Source organism: Vibrio sp. JCM 18905 (assembly GCF_055393305.1).
Map to the genome: position 1 here is coordinate 1416512 of NZ_AP043880.1, position 20921 is coordinate 1437432.

At 44.9% G+C, this 20921-nt stretch carries 18 protein-coding genes; 14 read left to right on the forward strand and 4 right to left on the reverse strand.

Features of this window, described 5'->3' with window-relative positions; genetic code table 11:
- Positions 1 to 30: 30 nt before the first annotated feature.
- The 6 genes from ACZ5ZC_RS23200 (at position 31) to ACZ5ZC_RS23225 (ending at position 6674) form a co-directional block, all read left to right on the forward strand.
- On the forward strand, positions 31 to 1413 hold the full coding sequence (locus ACZ5ZC_RS23200; RefSeq protein WP_464932334.1) for a di-heme oxidoreductase family protein: 1383 nt from the start codon (positions 31 to 33) through the stop codon (positions 1411 to 1413).
- A gap of 10 nt (positions 1414 to 1423) precedes the next feature.
- On the forward strand, positions 1424 to 2461 hold the full coding sequence (locus tag ACZ5ZC_RS23205) for an imelysin family protein (RefSeq protein ID WP_054867926.1): 1038 nt from the start codon (positions 1424 to 1426) through the stop codon (positions 2459 to 2461).
- Positions 2442 to 3524 (forward strand): DUF1513 domain-containing protein, encoded by a 1083-nt coding sequence (locus ACZ5ZC_RS23210; RefSeq protein WP_464932335.1) that lies wholly within the window; start codon positions 2442 to 2444, stop codon positions 3522 to 3524. The genes ACZ5ZC_RS23205 and ACZ5ZC_RS23210 overlap by 20 nt, the downstream gene beginning before the upstream one ends.
- A 120-nt stretch (positions 3525 to 3644) precedes the next feature.
- Positions 3645 to 5207 (forward strand): L,D-transpeptidase family protein, encoded by a 1563-nt coding sequence (locus tag ACZ5ZC_RS23215; protein WP_457786027.1) that lies wholly within the window; start codon positions 3645 to 3647, stop codon positions 5205 to 5207.
- Between the two features lie 166 nt (positions 5208 to 5373).
- Positions 5374 to 5922 (forward strand): peptidoglycan L,D-endopeptidase MepK, encoded by a 549-nt coding sequence (locus tag ACZ5ZC_RS23220; RefSeq protein ID WP_048625700.1) that lies wholly within the window; start codon positions 5374 to 5376, stop codon positions 5920 to 5922.
- A 95-nt stretch (positions 5923 to 6017) separates the two neighbouring features.
- The gene (locus tag ACZ5ZC_RS23225) at positions 6018 to 6674 is read left to right on the forward strand and encodes an MBL fold metallo-hydrolase (RefSeq protein ID WP_048625699.1); all 657 of its coding nucleotides are present in this window, start codon (positions 6018 to 6020) and stop codon (positions 6672 to 6674) included.
- A gap of 18 nt (positions 6675 to 6692) precedes the next feature.
- Here ACZ5ZC_RS23225 and ACZ5ZC_RS23230 read toward each other — a convergent pair whose 3' ends face one another.
- Positions 6693 to 7358 (reverse strand): DUF2982 domain-containing protein, encoded by a 666-nt coding sequence (locus ACZ5ZC_RS23230; protein WP_048625698.1) that lies wholly within the window; start codon positions 7356 to 7358, stop codon positions 6693 to 6695.
- Positions 7359 to 7631: 273 nt separating this feature from the next.
- On the opposite strand from ACZ5ZC_RS23230, the gene ACZ5ZC_RS23235 reads away from it, so the two are divergent.
- The 6 genes from ACZ5ZC_RS23235 to ACZ5ZC_RS23260 all read left to right on the forward strand — a co-directional run bounded on the left by ACZ5ZC_RS23235 (position 7632) and on the right by ACZ5ZC_RS23260 (position 13634).
- Positions 7632 to 8036 carry a hypothetical protein gene (locus ACZ5ZC_RS23235; protein WP_005394736.1) on the forward strand — a complete coding sequence of 135 codons (405 nt, stop codon included), beginning with the start codon at positions 7632 to 7634 and terminating at the stop codon, positions 8034 to 8036.
- A gap of 414 nt (positions 8037 to 8450) precedes the next feature.
- Positions 8451 to 9542 (forward strand): TRAP transporter substrate-binding protein, encoded by a 1092-nt coding sequence (locus ACZ5ZC_RS23240; RefSeq protein ID WP_005394734.1) that lies wholly within the window; start codon positions 8451 to 8453, stop codon positions 9540 to 9542.
- Positions 9543 to 9657: 115 nt separating this feature from the next.
- The gene (locus ACZ5ZC_RS23245; protein ID WP_012841642.1) at positions 9658 to 10197 is read left to right on the forward strand and encodes a TRAP transporter small permease subunit; all 540 of its coding nucleotides are present in this window, start codon (positions 9658 to 9660) and stop codon (positions 10195 to 10197) included.
- A gap of 12 nt (positions 10198 to 10209) precedes the next feature.
- Positions 10210 to 11496: a TRAP transporter large permease gene (locus ACZ5ZC_RS23250; RefSeq protein ID WP_005394731.1), complete on the forward strand. Its 1287-nt coding sequence runs from the start codon at positions 10210 to 10212 to the stop codon at positions 11494 to 11496.
- 151 nt (positions 11497 to 11647) lie between these two features.
- Positions 11648 to 13003: a cache domain-containing protein gene (locus ACZ5ZC_RS23255; RefSeq protein WP_005394729.1), complete on the forward strand. Its 1356-nt coding sequence runs from the start codon at positions 11648 to 11650 to the stop codon at positions 13001 to 13003.
- Positions 12996 to 13634 carry a response regulator gene (locus ACZ5ZC_RS23260; RefSeq protein WP_005394727.1) on the forward strand — a complete coding sequence of 213 codons (639 nt, stop codon included), beginning with the start codon at positions 12996 to 12998 and terminating at the stop codon, positions 13632 to 13634. The genes ACZ5ZC_RS23255 and ACZ5ZC_RS23260 overlap by 8 nt, the downstream gene beginning before the upstream one ends.
- A 40-nt stretch (positions 13635 to 13674) precedes the next feature.
- Here ACZ5ZC_RS23260 and ACZ5ZC_RS23265 read toward each other — a convergent pair whose 3' ends face one another.
- Positions 13675 to 14151 (reverse strand): MarR family winged helix-turn-helix transcriptional regulator, encoded by a 477-nt coding sequence (locus ACZ5ZC_RS23265; protein WP_031780419.1) that lies wholly within the window; start codon positions 14149 to 14151, stop codon positions 13675 to 13677.
- Positions 14152 to 14538: 387 nt separating this feature from the next.
- Here ACZ5ZC_RS23265 and ACZ5ZC_RS23270 point away from each other — a divergent pair, with 387 nt between their 5' ends.
- The gene (locus tag ACZ5ZC_RS23270; RefSeq protein ID WP_005394723.1) at positions 14539 to 16110 is read left to right on the forward strand and encodes a BCCT family transporter; all 1572 of its coding nucleotides are present in this window, start codon (positions 14539 to 14541) and stop codon (positions 16108 to 16110) included.
- 230 nt (positions 16111 to 16340) lie between these two features.
- Positions 16341 to 18224 carry a methyl-accepting chemotaxis protein gene (locus ACZ5ZC_RS23275; RefSeq protein WP_054867931.1) on the forward strand — a complete coding sequence of 628 codons (1884 nt, stop codon included), beginning with the start codon at positions 16341 to 16343 and terminating at the stop codon, positions 18222 to 18224.
- Between the two features lie 70 nt (positions 18225 to 18294).
- Here the strand turns inward: ACZ5ZC_RS23275 and ACZ5ZC_RS23280 are convergent, their stop codons facing one another.
- Entirely contained in the window at positions 18295 to 19014 is a 720-nt protein-coding gene (locus tag ACZ5ZC_RS23280; protein WP_080936826.1) for a 3'-5' exonuclease, read from the reverse strand.
- A gap of 8 nt (positions 19015 to 19022) precedes the next feature.
- A complete protein-coding gene (locus ACZ5ZC_RS23285) occupies positions 19023 to 20912 on the reverse strand; it encodes a DUF294 nucleotidyltransferase-like domain-containing protein (protein ID WP_005396868.1) in 1890 nt (629 codons plus the stop codon).
- Between the last annotated feature and the right edge of the window lie 9 nt (positions 20913 to 20921).

A 20921-nucleotide genomic window follows, 5' to 3' on the forward strand; every position in this document is an offset into this window, starting at 1 on the left:
ACCCCTCTTGTTGTATTTTAGAGCAATGATATGAAGCCATACTTAATTTCGGCCTTGGCCGTGATCTTTTCTTCTACTGCTATCGCGTATGATATGAAATCTGGTGGACAAACGAGCGTCAAAAAAGAAGGCGCCAACGCGTATTCTCTTCCTGCCGCGAACCTTCCTATGAGTAAACGTCTTGATTTTAGCGTGGGCAATAGTTTTTTCCGCAACCCTTGGGTACAAGCGCCAGCGTCTACCGATGCCAGAGATGGTTTGGGACCTCTTTTCAATACAAATGGTTGTCAAAACTGCCACATCAAAGATGGTCGTGGTCATCCTCCAGAGCAAAATGATTTGCATGCGGTGTCCATGTTAGTGCGTTTGAGCATCCCTGCGATGACGTCAGAACAAAAAACAGCGTACATCAGAGACGGCGTTATACCTGAGCCGACTTATGGCGGCCAGCTCCAAGATTTCGCCCTGCAAGATCAAACGCCAGAAGGCAAAATCGAAATTACTTACACCGATGTGCCAGTAAAATTTAAAGACGGTACGACGGTGACACTAAGAAAACCTTATTTGAACATTACCGATCTGGGTTACGGCGATATGCACCCAGATACCGAGTTTTCAGCACGTGTGGCACCGCCAATGATCGGCCTTGGTTTGTTAGAGAGTATTCCTGACGAAACGCTACTTGCATGGGCTGATGCACAAGATGCAAATAAAGACGGTATCTCAGGTAAAGTAAACAAGGTTTGGGATATTGAGAAGGACGATTTCTCGATTGGTCGTTTTGGCTGGAAAGCCGGACAACCGACGTTAATGCAGCAAAATGCAGCAGCATTCAATGGTGATGTGGGTCTGACGAGCCATTTATTCCCCAATGAAAACTGTACCTCGAAACAAAGTATTTGTGACGACATGCCAAATGGCGGCAAACCAGAAGTGAGTGAAAATATTCTCGACTTCGTTGAGTTTTACAGCCAGCACTTGGCTGTGCCAATTCGTCGTAATGTGAACGATCCTAGCGTAAAACTCGGTCAGAAAATCTTTGCTGCAGCTGGCTGTGAAAGCTGCCATAAGACCAGTGTCAAAACGGCGAAGCGACCAGAGTTACCAGCGCTTTCTGAGCAGCTTATCCATCCATATACAGACATGCTTCTGCACGATATGGGTGAAGGTTTAGCCGATAACCGTCCTGAGTACTTAGCAAACGGCCGTGAATGGCGAACGGCACCCCTATGGGGCATTGGTTATACCGAAGAAGTAAACGGGCATACTTACTTCTTACATGATGGCCGCGCCCGTAATCTGATGGAAGCGGTACTGTGGCACGGCGGTGAAGCGGAAACGGCGAAACAAAACGTCTTAGCACTGAATAAAAAAGAACGTGACGCATTGATTGCGTTTCTGAATTCTCTATAAGGAAGCAACCATGAAAAAAACACTGTTAGTGAGTGCGGTTGCCGCAACGTTAAGTTTGGTTGGCTGCCAATCGACAGTCGGTTCGAGCTCTGCCAAGCCTGAGAGTACAAGTCATATTTCTCAAGCGGTCTACGAAGTTGAGTTTCAATCAGCGCAGACATTTTTAGGGCAAACCACAGAACTAGAACAAAGCTTCGCGGATTACTGCACATCAGAGACGAAAGATGATGCGCAAGTAAAACAGCAATGGCACCAAACTATGCTGACGTGGATGGCATTACAAGGTCAAGAGCGTGGCCCTGCTACGGCGTTGGAGCAAAGTTGGAATGTCCAGTTTTGGCCAGATAAAAAGAACACCACCGGCCGAAAAATGTCTGTGCTGACGAAATCTGACCAAGTTTGGAGTGCGGAAAAGATCTCCACGCAAAGTGTTACTGTGCAAGGCCTAGGTGCACTAGAATGGCTGCTTTACGATAAAGCGTCGACCTTATCTAGCAACAGCAATACCTGTGCGACAGGTGTTGCAATTGCTGAAAACCTAGAGAACAAAGCGCAGATCATCGCAGATTCTTGGGCACAAAATCCTTGGAAGTCGTTAGAGATGACGGAATGGAAATCCGAGTACATTTCGCTGCTCTCTAATCAGCTTGACTACAGCATGAAAAAGCTGAGCAGACCGTTAGCTAAAATTGGTCAGCCTCGTCCTTACTTTTCTGAATCTTGGCGTTCAGAGACGTCGCTTTCAAACTTAAAAGCAAACCTTGAAGCAATGGAAGCGCTGTATCTTGCCAACGGTAATGGTCTAGATGCGCTACTAAGAGAGCAAGGCCATGCAGGTCTCGCAGACCGTGTTGTTCACCAGTTTGAAATGGCGTTGGAAACATGGCCGGAAGATAAGAGTTTGTTCACGGCTTTACAAAGTAAAGAAGGCTACCGCATGGTACTCGCTCAATACAATAAGCTAGAGCAATTGAAGTACTTGATCCATGAAGAGGTGGCGATCGAGCTTGGCGTGGTTATAGGATTTAATGCAACCGATGGTGACTGATCAAACCCGCCGAACCTTACTGAAAGCCGCACTCTTTGGTGCGGCCGCACCTATGATGCCATTTGGTTGTGCTTCAACACGTTCACGTCAACCAGCGTTGATTGGCTGCTCAATCATCGGCCGAGATAAATACGCAGCGGTAGTGGCCGATGAGCATGGTATGCCGCTATCTTCGTTGCCGATTCCTGAGCGTGGTCATGGTGTGGCGACCAACCCACAAGGTCACGCTGTGGTCTTTGGTCGTCGACCAGGAACTTTCTTCATGGTGTTTGATTATCGCTCTGAGCAGATGATCAAGCTGCAGCTAGCAAAACCGGATCGCCATTTCTATGGTCATGGTGTTTACTCCCGTGACGGCACGTTGCTATTTGCTACAGAAGGAGAAAGGGGCACAAGCCGTGGGATCATCGGTGTTTATGATGTGCAAAAGCAATATCAAAAGATCGATGAGTTAACGGGTTTTGGCCTTGGCCCTCATGAAGTGATCATGATGCCTGATGGCGCATTAGCGATTGGCGTCGGTGGCGTACACACCAACGGCCGTGAACCGCTCAATCTTGATAGCATGAGACCAAGCCTGAGTTACCTTTCACAAGAAGGTGAGCTGTTGGATCAAGTCTCTTTACCAGATTATAAGTTGAGCATCCGTCATTTAGCGCATGATGGTGCAGAGACGGTACTGTGTGGTCAGCAATATCGTGGAGAGCCGGATGAATACCCAGCTTTACTTGCGATGCACACTCGTGGAGGCGTGATGCAATCTTTGCATGCGGAACCCGAAGAGTGGGCGAGATTTAATCACTATGTCGCGAGTATCGCGGCGACGGATGAATGGATCCTTGCGACTTCTCCTCCGGGCAGTTGTTATGGGATATGGTCCAAAGCTACAGGTAAGTTGGTTGAGTTAAGTGCTTTGCCAGATGCATCGGGAGTAGTGACGTATGGAAAGGAATTCAGGGTCAGCTCTGGTGCTGGCAAAGTGGTTGAGCAAAGGCCAACAACACATAAAAGCGCTTCTTTTAGTGGTGTTCAATGGGATAACCATTGGTCAAAGATTGTTTGAACCCAAATAGATAAAGAAACTTGATGTTAATTTCGACATCAGATTCTTAATTTTAAACCTGCAAGCTGTGAGATATTTGCCATACTTTTCATTATGGCAAGTAGCGCAAGGATCGTTTCAGTGTTTGCTAGGGTTTTAATCATGACGGCACTTATGGTGCCGTTTTTCAGCTTTTCTACCGTCGTTTCTCTCGAAGCTTCTGCACAAACAGAGCAAGAGGGAGCGGTACAAAAGCTGTCTGTCGAAAAAATGATCCATTATCCAGAGGTGATTGACCAGCTTTATCAAAGTACCAATTACCGTTTGAACTGGGAAAATGAAAGCGATATTGAGCAGTTTCTTTTTCAAGTAAACTTGGTTGCTCTTGCTGGCGTCACGGACGAATTCGAGAATCAACTCCATCGTATAAACCAAGTTCGATGGCAGGGAGATAACCTCGACTTTGATTTGGTGATGACAGATTCACTGTTGATGTATCTCAGCTATCTCGAGCAGCTCCCTGAAGAAGGTATCAATTGGTTATTTGCTAACAAAGCCCACGTGATTTTACCTGCTCCTAGCATCGATACTTTGTCCGTACTGAGTAACGAAATTACGGTTGGCAAACTTGGTCAATTCTTAGCAAGTCTTCGTTCTCCTTTACAAACGGACGAAGCTTTTTATTCCGCTTACTCCTCTTTATCCGAGCATGCTCAGTATCAATACCCACTCTATGAACAAACGGGCCTTGCCCGTGTTGGTGACCAATTAGAAAATAAACCGCTTCTGATTGAGCGTATGGAAGTGGTTGGTGTGGATGTATCGTATTTAGATATCACGACCCAACAGTATGATGAAGAATTAGAGTTAGCGGTGAAAGAGTTTCAGCGTATTCATGGCTTGAAAGAGGACGGGGTGATTGGCCCGAATACCATTCGATGGATCAACTTTTCTCCTCAAGAACGATTGCACCTATTGGCGCTGAACTCAGAACGTTCAAGGATTTGGTCCAAAGACAGAGATAATGTTGTCTTTGTAAATGTACCTGGATACGAAGTAACGTATTGGCACGATGGTCAACCGTTGTTCGAGTCTAAAGTTGTGGTTGGCAGAGCCTCAAGAAAAACACCAATCATGTCGGGAACGCTTGACTCCGTCATTCTCAACCCCACATGGAATGTGCCATGGACCATAATGGTGAAAGACATCATTCCTAAAGTGAAACGTAATCCGATGTATTTGATTAACCATAACATTCAAATCATCCGGTCTTGGACGTCAAACGAAATTATTGACCCTACAACCATCAATTGGGCGACGGTGAATCCGAGAACATTTCCTTATCGTATGCGACAGGCATCGGGCTTACACAATGCATTGGGATTGTATAAGTTTAATATGCCAAACCCCCAAGCTATCTATTTGCATGATACGCCAAGTAAAAACTTGTTCGAACGAGATAGACGCGCATTCAGTTCCGGGTGTGTCCGCGTTGAACATGCCGACCAACTGGCGGAGCTCTTATTCAAAACTCAGGGACTAGAAGAGCGCTTAGCGAAAAAAAGGGAAAGTACGCGTCGCTCTAACACGTCGGTTCCTTTAGGAGAACGCATCCAAGTGCACATTATTTATCAAACCGCATGGCTAGAAGAGGGAACACTTTACTACCGAGATGATATCTATAAATACGATCACCGTAGTTGAAATCTTTAAGTAAAATTTACAAAACTAAGAATCTTCTGTTTGTTCAATAATTAAGCGTTAATCACCACGTCTTAAAATTAGGGTGGAGCGATTTATGCATTTGACGTGACAAATGTGTTTGGGTAATGTCCGCGACTTGTTTAGTTGTTGAGCATTGTTTTTTGAAATGGTAAGTCGTAATTTTTCCCGCCGAGATTTCCTTAAAATGACCGCTGGTGGCGTAGTATTGGCATCTGCCTTGCCATCGATTTCATGGGCTTCATTCCCTGACGAGCCACGTGAGTTGGCGATGAACAACCTTAATACTGGAGAGCTCCTTGAAACATGCTATTTCGATGGTAGACGCTATCTTGATGATGAACTAAAAAAGCTGAATGAGTTTTGTCGTGATCACCGTCGAAACGAAGTTCATCCGATGGATCGACGCTTGTTCGATCAAATCAGCCAGATTCAAAAGCTGATCGGTACAGATGCAGAAGTCATTGTAATTTCTGGTTACCGTTCGCCTTTGACCAATGCGTCCCTGCGTAAAGGGGCTAGCGGAGTGGCAAAGAAAAGTCTTCACATGGAAGGTAAGGCCATAGACTTCCGTCTTGATGGAGTGAAATTGTCTACTGTACGCGATGCAGCAATTAGCTTGAAAGCTGGTGGTGTTGGGTATTATCCAAGTAGTAACTTTGTCCATATCGATACAGGTGCTGTGCGTTCTTGGTAAGTCAATAGCAAGCCTCAGCAGGTCTTGAAGTCGCATGGGGTTAGTGTCATAGTTGCGCCAGTTTTAACGCAAATTTGTTTGGTAATAGGTTTTCTATGGCTCTGAAATACCAAGTTGTCCCAGTGACATCTTTTTCTCAAAACTGTTCTATCGTGTGGTGTGATGAAACGATGAAAGGCATCGTTATTGACCCAGGCGGTGACGAAAAGCAACTTGCTATGCTCATTAAAGAGCTTGGCATCGAGATCGTCAACTTGGTGCTAACCCATGGTCACCTAGATCATGTTGGCGGAACAGAGCCGCTGGCTGCAATGCTTGGTGGTACTGAGATCATTGGTCCTCATAAAGCGGATAATTTTTGGCTACAAGGTCTAGAAGGGCAAAGCCAAATGTTTGGTTTCCCATTGACTGAAGCCTTTGAACCGCATCAATGGTTAAATGAGGGTGACACTGTCACATTTGGTAATCAAGTATTAAAGGTATTCCACACACCAGGTCATACCCCTGGTCACGTTGTTCTTTATAGTGAAGAAGCGCGATTGGCGTTTGTGGGCGACGTATTGTTTAACGGTAGCATTGGACGAACTGACTTCCCACAAGGTGATTTCAATACCTTGATTAGCTCTATCAAAGAGAAATTGTGGCCTTTAGGCAATGATGTCACGTTTGTCCCAGGTCACGGCCCTCAATCGACTTTCGGTCACGAGCGTAAAACTAACCCGTTCGTTGCTGACGAGATGCCGCTTTACTAAAAGCGCGTGTACTAAGCATTATTCTGGCTCGGCGGCAGCTAAGTATCGCCGAGTCAGTCCCACAAAATCCTCTGCTTCACGATCTAGGTCACTGGCTGATATAAACAGATCGTAGCCGTAAAATCCTCTTTGATATTTCATACGGTTGGCGAGCATCGCCAGCAAGCCTTTATACTCAACCCCGTTGCTGTTTATGTATGGCTTAGGATCAAGCACCATATCTTCAAACTTTTCTTCACACTGATTCTGCTTCGCACCTAAATAAAGTAGTGCGCGTTGGCTAAGGAGAATTTCTGTCGCTATACGAGGGCAGATCGAATCCAAATAAGGTGAGTAGTGTTTTAGACGAATACCAATCCAAGGTAGCGGCTGATGCCACCCTTCCTGCTGGTAGCTACAAATCCCTATTGACTCAATATTTCGCCATCGGACGACCCATCCGCCTTTAAAAAGATGTTGTTGGAAGTGAGAAGCTGTCAGCGTAAAAGTGACTTGGCTTTTTTTGATCATCAAGATGGCGAAACCAACAATTGCAGACATCAAAATGACCGACAACATGGCTTGCTTCCATCCCGGAGAAATGACAACCAAAAACAGGGTTATCAGTGCAACGAGCAACAAAAGTATTCTGTTGATAGGGGAGTCGGGTTTGAAATGTGAATTTGTTAGGTGCAGCGTTTCCATGCTTATAACCTCATCGAATACTTGATCAAAAATGCGTGGATGACTAAATGTGCATTGACTTGCATTTGAAATAAAAGAAACCTCTGTTTTTATACCCAGTATTCAATAAATCCGTTCATAAAATATCTGATTAAATAGTAGACGTTCTATGCTTTGAGCGCATTTTTCATCGCGTTTCGCCGCTAAAACCTACAAATTGCTTGTGAATTTTGGTATAAAACGCGCTTCAAATTTTCATCCCTGCTGAGATGCAGTGAACTGGAGAAATATTCAATGAGACTTGCTCATAAGCGTAAAGTGCAGATGAAACTGCAAAAACGCATTAAAGCGACAGTAGCAAACTTAGCTGCAGCACCTAAAGCAGTGAAGCCTGTTGCCGAAAAAGCAGTAGCACCTTCTGTTGCTGAAAAAGCTGTTGCGGAGAAAGTAGTAGCTGAGAAAAAAGTAGCTGCAGTGAAAACAGTTGATGTTGCCCTTACTCCTAAGCAACAACAAGTATTAGACATCGTTGTAGCAAATGCTGAAGGTATTAACCCTAAAGGCATTGGTCTAGCTGCAGGTCAAGAAGATACTAAAGCGGCATCATGGGCTACTGGCGCACTGAAGAAGCTTCTTGAAGAAAACCTAGTTCAAAAAGAGCAGTTAGCAGGTAACAAAGTTATCTACAAAGCAGTTTAATTACCGCTACCGTTCTAGATTGAATACCTCGGCCAATGCCGGGGTATTTTTTTATCTTCGTATTGAAAGTAATCCATTAGGTATTGATTTTAACGCTGCCAATAAGTGCTTTGTCACATTTTCTTAAATACTATGTAAATTTTTTGGCAGAGAAGTACGTACGTATCATTTTTCTTTTTACATCGTTAAGGGAAAAGTAACTCATTAATTTTATGATAGTTAAACTTGTCGCATAACGGCTGTCCTACGTAGTTATACGTAATACCTAAGGCTAATGTCTTATTGATGAATTACTCGCTTCCGTGTTCATGCCCATTTCGCATTCGACCACATTGTTACATCTTTTATACCGAATACAGCCAATCCTAATGAAATGGATGACAACAATAACCTTGGTGATAAAGGACGTGAACGATGAGTCTAATCCAAAAATCTTTAAAACGAGTGCTCAAAACAACCGCTGTCGTTGCCGCGATGACATTCGTTGTGACTTCTGCAAATGCTGCTGAAAAAGTCTATCGTTTAAAGCTTGCTGAAACTTGGGGACCTAACTTCCCTATTTTTGGTGATGCGACAAAAAACATGGCAAAAATGGCAGAGGAGATGTCCAACGGGCGTCTGCAAATCCGTATTGATTCCGCAAACAAGCACAAAGCGCCTTTTGGGGTGTTTGATATGGTTAAGTCTGGTCAATACGACATGGGCCACTCAGCGTCTTACTACTGGAAGGGCAAGGTTCCAAACACACTTTACTTCACTTCTATGCCTTTCGGTATGTTACCAACTGAGCAGTATGCGTGGTTTTACTACGGCGGTGGTATGGAGCTGATGGAGAAGGTGTACTCTCCACATAATTTGATGTCTTTCCCTGGCGGTAATACCGATACTCAGATGGGCGGGTGGTTCCAGAAAGAGATCAAGTCCGTCGAGGATTTGCAGGGTTTGAAAATGCGTATCCCAGGTTTTGCTGGTGAGATCTTGGCAGAGCTAGGTGCAAAACCAACGAATATCGCCCCTGGTGAACTATATACCTCTCTAGAGCGTCGCACAATTGATGCCTTGGAGTGGGTTGGTCCATCATTGGACTTGCGCATGGGCTTCCACAAAATCGCGCCATACTACTACACAGGTTGGCATGAGCCAGCAACTGAGCTTCAGTTCCTTGTTAATAAGCGTACTTGGAACCGTCTACCTGATGATCTAAAAGCGATTTTACAAGTAGCAATGAAAACCGCCGCTTACGATATGTACACGCAATCGAAACACGAAAGTGGCAAAAACTGGGCATCTATCAAATCTGAATACCCAAATGTTGAAGTCAAAGACTTCCCGCCTGAAGTAGTGGCTGCGTTGCGAGAAGCAAACGATCGTTTGTTGAAAGAGCACGCAGAAAAAGATGCTTTGGCGAAAGAGATTCAAGAGTCGCAAGCGAACTACATGAATCAAGTTCGACCTTGGTCAGACATTTCACACCGAGCTTACTTAAACAGTCAAGCTCAACAATAACGTTATGACGCAGGCGACGCCGAGAGGTTTAGCCTGCGAACGAAGCCCAAGAAAACTTCATAATGAATGCTCCGCACCATAGCGGAGCGTATCCAAACGTTCCACGGAGTTCGGAATGAGAAGTCTTATTTATATTGAGCGATTATTTAACCGCTTTAGCGATTTTCTCGGATGGTTGTCCAGCATCCTGTTTATTTTATTGTTGGTGAATGTGGTTTACGACGTTGTGATGCGATATGTATTCAACGATGTATCCATTGCATTCCAAGAAATGGAATGGCATCTATTCTCCGCCGTATTTCTGCTTGGTGTGCCTTACGCGATTAAGTCTGGTGGCCATGTTCGCGTTGACATTTTTTATGAACGCTTATCTTACAAAGCACAATCCATCATCGACATCATAGGCACGCTATTTTTCTTATTCCCTTTTTGCCTACTGGTGGCTTGGTTTGGTATCGATTTCGCCAAAGAAAGTTACGCGCTAGGCGAGACGTCTGGTGATCCAGGCGGATTGCCATATCGTTGGATCATCAAAGCGATGATTCCGCTGTCATTTTTCTTTATGGCAGTTAGTGGCATTGGACTGCTGCTGCATTCGATCAACAAGATTGTTAACCCTCATCTTATCTATGCCGGTAATAACGGTAAGTCGTAAAAGGAAGTCATTATGATCGGTATAGTGATGTTTTTTGTCGCGCTCTTTGCGCTTTTATTGGGATTCCCCGTTGCCTTTACTTTTGGCGGTATTGCACTGATTTTTGGTGTTTGGGCTGAAGGCATCGAGATGTTTGCTTTCATGCCATATCGTATTCAATCCATTATGGAAAATACGGTGCTAATGGCCGTACCATTGTTTGTCTTCATGGGACTAGTACTTCAGAAGACGAAGCTTGCAGAGCAACTGCTTGAGTCAATGGGACGTCTGTTTGGCGGCGTCCGTGGTGGTATTGCTATTTCGACAGTATTAGTTGGCGCATTACTTGCCGCGTCAACGGGCGTAGTCGGCGCATCAGTTGTTGCGATGGGGCTGATCTCACTCCCTGTGATGCTTAAATACAATTACGACAAAGGTTTAGCGTGTGGGACTATTTGTGCGTCTGGTACCTTGGGACAAATTATCCCGCCTTCTATCGTGTTGATCTTGTTAGGGGATGTACTCGGCGTTCCGGTCGGGGACTTATTCCAAGCTGCAATCTGGCCCGGTATTACACTTGTTGGCGCCTATGTGATCTACATTCTTATTTACGCGAAGTTGAACCCTCAAGCCGCACAGGCGATAGAGCGCGATGAGTCGATCAGTCGAAAGCAAGAAGTGTTCACCGCGCTGAAAGCCGTTTTACCGCCACTAGCACTGATCATTGTGGTATTGGGCTCCATCTTTGCTGGGATTGCAACGCCAACAGAGTCAGCGGCTCTGGGCGGCGCTGGTGCGATAGTTCTGTCGTTACTGTATAAGCAGTTTAGTTGGTCGATGATTTATGATGCATCGAAAGAAACCGTTAAAGTAACCGCAATGGTCTTTGCTATTTTACTAGGGGCAACCGCCTTCTCAATGGCATTTACCTACACTGGCGGTGATTATCTAGTCGAAGAGTGGATGCTAGAACTGCCTGGAGAAAAGTGGGGCTTCCTCATCATTACCATGGTGGTGATTCTTATTTTAGGCTTCTTTATCGACTTCGTTGAAATCTGCTTTATCATCGTGCCAATTATTGCGCCGGTCGCTGAGTTGATGGGTATCAACATGACGTGGTTTGCGATTCTTATCGCAATGAACTTACAGACATCATTCCTAACACCGCCATTTGGTTTTAGTTTGTTCTATCTAAAAGGCGTCGCACCAGCAGGTGTCACTACGCGAGATATTTACAAAGGTGTGATGCCGTTTATCGCGATTCAAATTGTCGTGTTGGCTTCTTTGCTGTTTTTCCCAGGCTTTTATGGCATGAGTTGATCACTCGATAATAAAAGAGATTTTGTGAACTGAGAGTTTTTACCTTTTGAGACAAGTTGTTAAGCTGCTATTTATGTCTAGGCGGACGAAGTCGAGTTATTTGTGCTGCTAAGATAGTGAGCTGTAAAGCAGCGTTTCATGGAGGAAAGGGATGCCTCTCAAAGCAAAGTTAATTCTGCTGACATTGATACCCGTGGTATTGGTGTCAGCGAGTATCAGTTGGATTTCTATCTATCAAACCAAGACTCTTGGCAAAAGGGAGGTAGAGATCTTTCATCAAAACCTGATCCAATCAAAAGAGGCGGCGCTGAAAGACACGGTCGACGTCGCCTTTGACTCCATTTCTTATATCTACAACGATCCAACCTTAGAAGAGAGCGTTGCTAAAACACGTGTGAAAGCGATTTTGAACCGTTTAAGCTACGGAGCAGACGGCTACTTTTTTGCTTACGATAAATACGGCACCAACCTTGTACATCCTGTTCTTCCAGAGCTAGTCGGGGAGAACTTACTCTATCTTGAAGATGAAAATGGCGATCGTCTAATAGAAGCTTTGTTGTATCAAGCTCAATCAGGTGGCGGATTTCATCAGTACCTATGGCAAAAGCCATCTACGGGTGAAGTCGTCCCAAAGCTTAGCTACGCCGCATGGCTCGATAAGTGGGAATGGATGATAGGGACAGGGCTCTATATTGAGGACGTCAGCCAAGAAGTTGCCAATATGCGTGCTGCGGTGAACAAAAATATCGAAACGACTTTTTTCTCGGTCGTCGTGATCTTAGCGGTGACCGTTGCTGTAATTATAGTTCTCACTTTAGCGATCAATCTGCATGAACACCGTCTTGCCGATAAAAACCTTAAAGAGTTGGCACATAAAACCGTCATGTTTCAAGAGGATGAGAAAAAGCATCTAGCGAGAGAGTTGCATGATGGAATCAACCAGCTGTTAGTTTCTAGTAAATGTCATTTGGATTTAATGAGTCATAGACTGGAAGACGAAAAACTCAAATCCCACTTAGACAAATCGCAACGCTCATTGGTCACCGCGATAAATGAAGTAAGGCATATTTCTCATCAGCTCCGTCCTAGCGCCCTTGATGATATCGGCTTAGAGGCGGCACTGACCACTTTACTGCAAGACTTTCACTCTCACTCTGGGATTGATATAGAAAGTAATTTTGATACTCAGCAGTACAAACTGACGTCGGAAGTCGCGACGACCTTGTATCGTGTTGCTCAAGAGTCTTTGAACAACATCGAAAAACACGCAAGAGCGAAAAAAGTGACGGTTACTTTGCAAAAAATGGGCAATATGCTGCAATTACTCATACGTGACGACGGTGTTGGCTTTGTGGTTAACCAAGCAGTGCACCAACAAGGGATTGGGTTAAGGAACATGCAAGAGCGTGTAGAGTTCATTGGTGGTGAGTTTGAACTGATGAGTGAGCTTGGTTTAGGAACAGAGATTACCGTGCTGCTTAATTTGGATGAATTAGTTTATGGATAAACCGATTAGTGTGGTGATTGTTGATGATCATCAAGTGGTCTTAGATGGCTTCATGGCTCGCTTGGAGTTAGAGCCTGACATTGAAGTGGTCGGTACGGCAAGCAATGGGCTGGAAGCGATTGAAGTCGCAAAGCACCTTCAGCCTGATGTCATCTTGATGGACATTAGCATGCCGATAATGAACGGTATTGAAGCGACTGGGGTAATTAAAGAAGAGCGACCAGAGAGCAAAATACTTATGCTGACCATGCACGATAACCGTGAATACATCATGAAAGTCATGCAAGCTGGCGCAGTAGGGTACATGCTCAAGGAAATCTCGGCCGAGAAAATGGTGCAAGCAATAAAAACGGTGAATCAAGGTTCAACGTATTTCTGTGAGTCTGTCACACAAACGCTTTTTACCCAAGAGGTGGTGCCAGCCACTCAAAAAACGAATCCACTTAGCCGCAGGGAAGAAGCGGTGCTTAAATTAGTCGCTCAAGGAAACAGCAGTAAGAAAATCGCCACACTACTTAACATTAGCTACCGAACGGTAGAGACGCATCGCCACAACATTAAGCACAAGTTGGATTTACATTCGACGGCGGAGCTAGCGAAATATGCGTTTGAAACAGGGTTAACGGAGTAGGAGAGTAGTGCCCGCAAAAAGCGAGCACGTGAGAGCGAAATTAATCGACTTTTGTAATGCTGCCAAGCTCTAGCATTGGAGCGACATCGATATCCTCTGCATTCATCATTGTTGAGATGCGTTGAACGGAAGATAGCAGCAGAGACTGCTCCCATTCTTCCAATTTTTGGAATCGATTAATGAAGTGTTCCTGCAATGGCGTTGGTGCTTGCTTTAGGGCTTCTTGGCCTTTGCTCGTAAGTACAGCATGCACTTTACGCTTGTCTTGAACACTGCGTTGACGCTCAACAAACTGGCCTCGTTCTAGTCTATCTAGAATGGTCGTTGCGGTCGCTTGGCTCATGTTAGTGTGGCTAGACAACTGTTTAATCGTTACGTTATCTAACTCATTGATAGCACGCATCAAAATCAACTGTGGAGCGGTCAATCCAGACTCTTTGCTCAGCTTTTTAGAATGTAAATCAATAGCGCGGATGATCTGACGAATCGAGACCAATACTTCTTCGTACTTTTCCAATTTATTCATCCAGTCTGTAGGGAACATTTATCGAGGCGACACTAACTTAAATGCGCCCTTATTTAAAGGGGTGGAATCAAAAATTACCACTACAATTTTAAGTAGTGTCTCCAATTTCATTTTGTCGCGTCGTGTAGACAAAATAAGAAGACCTAAAATTATTATAGCAATAAATGTTTGTGGTCTAACTATTGCGCTAGTGGTTTATCCTTTTAAAGGCGGAAATTGCTGAGTGAAAAGTAAGTTATTGGATTTTTTCATAGCAAAAAGATAGACAAAAACGTGTCAAATGATAGGATCTTGCGCCTTCACGGAATGTAAAACGTATCGTGTTCGAAAGATTTTTTTGTTTGGTACGTAAAAACAGTACAAAAATAGAGAGGAACGATGACAAAGGGTATAGATAAGTACAGTATCGATAGTACCGACTATACGGTAGGTCAAGACAACGTTCAAAAATGGGGTTTTGATGTTCATAACCCAGTTTTTGGTATTAGTGCAGGTTTAATTGCGCTGTTTCTTGTCGCTGCATTAGTTCTAGATGCACATACCGCAAAGACGGCACTTGATGGGCTGAAATGGAAGATCATTGGTTCATTCGATTGGTTGTTCATTATTGCAGGTAATATTTTCGTTATTTTCTGTTTGGCACTTATCGTTTCGCCAATGGGTAAAATCCGCCTAGGTGGTAAAGACGCTGTTGCCGATTACTCGTTCATGTCATGGCTTGCAATGCTATTTGCGGCTGGTATGGGTATCGGTTTAATGTTCTGGAGTGTCGCAGAACCTGTCGCTTACTTCACTGGTTGGTATGAAACGCCACTCGGTGTTGAAGCAAACACACCAGAAGCAGCGAGATTGGCACTGGGTGCGACGATGTTCCACTGGGGTCTTCACCCATGGGCAATTTACGGTGTTGTAGCACTTTCTTTAGCATTCTTTGCCTACAACAAAGGTTTACCGCTTTCTATGCGCTCGATCTTCTACCCGCTTCTGGGTGATCGCGCGTGGGGCTGGGCTGGTCATATCGTGGATATCTTGGCCGTTCTTGCGACCTTGTTTGGTCTTGCAACGTCACTGGGCTTAGGTGCACAACAAGCGGCAAGTGGTATTCATCACGTATTTGGTGTTGAGCCAGGCCTGGGCCTACAAATCGTCGTCATTACCGTTGTAACTTTGCTTGCTGTTGTTTCAGTCGTACGTGGTATTGATGGTGGCGTTAAAGTCATTAGTAACATCAACATGGTTGTGGCGTTCTTGCTACTGATTCTTGTTGGTCTTATCGGTTGGGCTGCGAGTTTAGGCTCGATTCCAACCACACTTATGGCATACGTAGAGAATATTATTCCGCTAAGTAACCCGTTTGGTCGTACAGATGAGGCATGGTTCCAAGGCTGGACAGTATTCTACTGGGCTTGGTGGATTTCATGGTCACCATTCGTAGGTATGTTCATTGCGCGTGTTTCTCGCGGTCGTACCGTTCGCGAATTCATTACAGCCGTTCTATTGGTTCCAACCGCTGTTACTGTTGTTTGGATGTCAGTATTTGGTGGTCTAGCGATCGAGCAAGTTGTTGATAAAGTAGGTGAGTTGGGCACGAATGGTTTGACTGACGTTTCACTTGCTATGTTCCAAATGTTCGATGTTCTTCCATTTGGTAGCATGCTTTCAATCATTGCTGTTGTGTTGGTACTTGTGTTCTTCATCACGTCTTCTGACTCTGGTTCACTTGTTATCGACAGCATCACAGCGGGCGGTAAAGTCGACGCTCCTGTACTTCAACGTGTTTTCTGGGCATTTATGGAAGGTGCAATTGCGGTTGCTCTACTGTGGATTGGTGGCTCAGAAGCAGTTCAAGCGCTTCAGGCAGGTGCAATTTCTACAGCACTACCGTTTACCTTCATTCTGCTTGCAATGTGTGTGAGCTTATTGATGGGTATGAGAACAGAACGTCAATAACTCAGGCATTTTATAAATCTGTCTGAGTAACAAGTAATCAAAAGGCCAGCATTTTGCTGGCTTTTTTTGTGCGGTTTTTATGACGGTGAGACAAAAAAATGACACATGAAAGTTCATATTTTACAAAGAGTTAATGTGCTATTTTGTTTTTTAAAAATTAGTGAATAGTCGTGAAAAAGTGTGTAATATTCACACACCTTAACTGTTCTCCCAACTCAAAAACTATAAATATGAAATTATCATTAAAACAAAAGCTTATTGGCGCAAGCCTTTCTGCTGTTGTTGTGATGGCAACAGCACTTACTTGGTTGTCGGCTGGTCAATTATTTGATCAGACTCGTTCAGGTGTCTATTCACGTGCGCAAAGTCTAAGTACTACTGCGTCAGAAGGAATTTCTGATTGGGTCAATATCCGTAAAGATATTGCTACCGCATTCAACGACTACTCGACAGAGCAAGACGTTGTCCCTTTCCTACAACAAGCTCGCAAGGCTGGTGGCTTTGATGACATCTTCCTTGGTACACCAAACGGTGATATGTATCGCTCTCACCCTGAGCGTAACCGTGCTGATTACGACCCTCGTACTCGCCCTTGGTACAAAGATGCTAACGCCGCAGGTAAGCAGATCATCACAGCTGCATATCAAGATGCAATCACTAACGCGCTGCTTGTAACCATTGCTGAGCCAGTAATGAAAAATGGTCAGTTTGTTGGTGTTGTTGGTGCAGATGTACTGATCGATCAGCTTATCAGCGACGTGATTAACCTAGATGCAGGTGAAAATGCGCATGCGATGTTAATCGATATGAATGAAGGTACGTTCCTAGCGCATCCAGATAAAAGCTTAACGCTTAAGCCTATCACCAGTGTTCTAAAAGACTTTTCAGAAGAGGCAATCGAGCGCGCTGCAGATGAAGGTCGTATCGAAGATACAGTAATCAAAGGCAAAGAGAAGCTTTACTACTTTAATAAAGTCCCTGGCACGCATTGGATGTTCGCGATTGAAATGGATCGCGCAACGGAAGAAGCAGGGCATGCGGTATTGCTACGTGACCTATTGATCACTGCAGTGATGATCACCATTGTGGTTATTCTTGCGGTATCTTGGTTGGTTGGTTTCTTGTTCCGTGACTTGAGCCGCGTATCACATGCACTTGAGGAAATTGCATCTGGTGAAGGTGACTTAACGCAACGACTAGAACCACGCAGTGATGATGAAGTCGGTAAACTGGCTGAAAACTTCAACCGCTTTGTTGGCAACATGCACACGATGGTGACCAAGCTTAGCCACGTATCATCTGCGCTTTCAGAGCAAGCACGCACGACGGCACAGCAAGCTGAAGAGCGTAGTCAGCGTATCTCTTACCAGCAAGATGAGATCAACATGGTGGCGACGGCTGTGAACGAAATGGCTGCAGCGACACAAGAAATTGCAGGTAATGCAGATAGCACGGCAAGTAACTCAGAGGAAGCGGTTCAAGCTTGTTCACACGGTTCTAGCCAAGTGACTCAGACGCAAGGTTCTATCCAGAACTTGGCGCAAGAAGTTCAAGTCGCCACTGATGTGATTCAAGAGCTAGAAGCACACGGAAATAGCATTAATACGATTCTATCAACGATTCAAGGTATTGCTGAACAAACTAACCTACTTGCACTTAACGCGGCAATTGAAGCAGCACGTGCAGGTGAACAAGGCCGTGGCTTTGCTGTGGTTGCGGATGAAGTTCGCGTATTGAGCCAACGTACTCATGCTTCAACGCAAGAGATTCAAGAAACTATCGAGATGCTACAGGGCACAACAGCGAAAGCGGTTGGCATCATGGGTGATAGCCGTCGTCTGGCTGACACCAGTGTTGATGATGCAAACGCGGCAGCAGCGAGCTTGACGCAAATCCATACTGCTGTTGAGCGCATCAGTGACATGGCAACGCAGATTGCATCGGCGGCAGAAGAGCAAGCATCGGTAACAACCGAGATCACGCGTAATACTGAAGGCATTCGTGACGTTTCTAACGAGCTGTCGGTAGAAGCTCATCAAGCAGCAGAACAAGCTGCCCACCTATCTGAGCTTTCACACGAATTAGAGCAAGAGATTCAACGCTTTAAGCTGTAATCGGATACCGACCTAAATAAAAAGGAGCCATTTGGCTCCTTTTTTGATCGCTTATTAAGCTAGAAAGACGTTATAGCCAGAACTCACTGATCGGTTGGTCTTCGCTATAATGATGGGCGATTTGCGCTTGTAGCAGTTCTGCCGTAGCAATTGCATCGGTTAATGCATGGTGAGGGGTATAGTCTGGCAGACCATAACGGCGTCGAGATTGCGCTAGCCGAACCGATTCTGGCTTTTTCCCTTTTAAACGCTCCCAGAGTGAGCCAGAGCGTTTCTGTTGAATGGTTTCTTCAAGATGCAGCGTATCTATCACTGGAAACTCAATTCCTTCCCCTAAACGGCTTTTGAGTGCTTTATCCAGAAACTCTCTCTCGATACGACGATAATGCACAACAATGATTTTTCCGCTTAAGCATGGTAGTAGCTCGCTTAAGATGTCGCCCAAGTCAGGTGCATCGATCAATTCACTGTGAGTAATACCATGTATGATTACCGAGTCTTCATCGAGTGCTCGCTGCGGGCGAACTTTCCAATGACGTGAATTGCGCAAAAAAATCCGCTTCAAGTTAAACGGCACTAAACCAATGGTAATGATGTCATGTTTCTCGGGGTTCAACCCCGTCGTTTCGAAATCTAGCGCGACGAACTCCACCTCAGACAGGGGGGTCTCTGGTGCAGGTGGTTTATTGCTATAAAACGCAATTAAATTCTCATCTTTAGCCATCTCCAACTTTTGTTCAAATTTCGTTGGCCACTGAATGGTTGGCTTCTGAAAGAGCTTTTTGATCATGTTCAACCTCACTTAAAGCTCTTATTCGCTTGGTAGCGGAACTTAAGGAAGTTCTGACCATTGCTTAGGATTTGGAAAGCATCTTTTAGGTTGCGACGTTCAAATTCAGAGAGATTTTCTGGTTCGATATTGTTATCTGGGTCAATGCCTAATTCCACGTCCGTCGCTTGGTGACGAATACGCACCATGGAAATAAACTCTAGTGCGTCTTTTAAGTCTTGTGCACGACCTTTTGGCAAAATGCCAGCATCAATGATGTCGTCGAGACGCTCAAACGAGTTCTGTGCACGTGAGCCAACCGCCAGAGAGTGAACGCGAATTAAGTCGACCAGAGGAGCCGTACCGCGACGTTTGAGGTTGATGGAGTTGTTGTGTCTGCCATCTTTCTCCATCACAAAGTCTTTAAAGAAGCCAAGTGGCGGCGTTCGGTTAAGTGCGTTGCGAGCCAGACAGGCTAAGAAGCGATTGTTTTTACGCGCACGACGAACAATAAAGCTGGTTAATTGTTCTGCCCATTTTAAGCGACCGTAAACGCCATCCAAATCGAAAAAGATGGACGCGTTGAGTAGCGCTTTCGGATTCGGGTTATCAATCCAGTCAGCGAAGCACTCTTCCCACTCTGAACGAGTCATGCGCCATAATGGGTTGGTTGCCATAATATCGCCCGTACAATACTTGTAGCCACAGGCATCTAATCCATCACTGACGTATTTCGCTAAAGCTTCGAAGTACTTACCATGTTTCTCTTCTTGGTAGGTCTCATCTAGAATGATGGCGTTATCTTGGTCAGTCACCAACAGTTGCTCATCACGTCCCATTGAGCCAAGTGCAAGGAAACAATAAGGAATTGGTGGTGGGCCAAGCTCTTCTTCAGCCATTTCTAACAGACGCTGTTTGAAGCTTCGACCAATCACGGACATCGCACTGCCCACCATGTGTGAGTTGGCATCTTCGTTGACTAGGCGTACAAAGCTGCTTTTTACTTCTTCAGCAACAACTGCCAAATCTTCGATGGTCTGTTGTTGGAAAATGCTGCTCACCAATAAGAGCGAGTTTTGTGATTCATAACGAACAATGTCGGTTGTTTCGATAATACCAATAGGCAATTGGTTTTTAACCACAGGCAGATGGTGCACGTTGTAACGCAGCATGGTTAACATTGCTTCATAGATGTAGGCATTGTGATCAAGAGACATGACTTCAGTGGTCATCACACTTGATACATCGTCCTGTGGAGACAAGCCTTCGGCCAACACACGGGTACACAAGTCACGGTCAGTAATAATACCAAGTACCGGAGACTGTGGGTCATCTTCGTCACGAACGAAATCTGGATCGACGATAAGTAGAGCAGATACGTTGTCATTCGCCATCTGCTGCGCGGCTTGCTGGATTGTCTGTCCACGATCAATTGTATGAGCATCGCCAGTCAGCAAGGTTTTCACTTTCGATGTCGTCAGGTCATTGGCATCTTTGTTTTCTGAAATGGCTTGGCGTAAACGAGCACTATTTTCCACTTCGACAAAGTCTGCAAAGGAATCAAAGTTGTCGTATATTTCTTGGAAAACGTCACCAGGAATACAGTAGAGCAGAGTATCTTCAATGGCTTTTACCGGAAAGCGTACTTTGTTGTTGGTTAGCATTCCCATCTGGCCAAATAGGTCACCTTCATCAAGACGGTTATAAAGCTCTCCTTTGCGTCGATAAACTTCTACGACCCCGCTTCGCACCACGTAGAGATCTTGGATATAGTCTCCAAAATGGATGATTGGGGTATCTTCTCGGTAGTACGAGATCTCGACGCTCTCTGTCACCTTGTTTAGTGTTTCTTCAGGGAGTTCATTGAACGGGGGGTACTTGGCGAGAAAGTTATAAATCTCGAGAAGTTCTGCATCCATCGAAGGTGC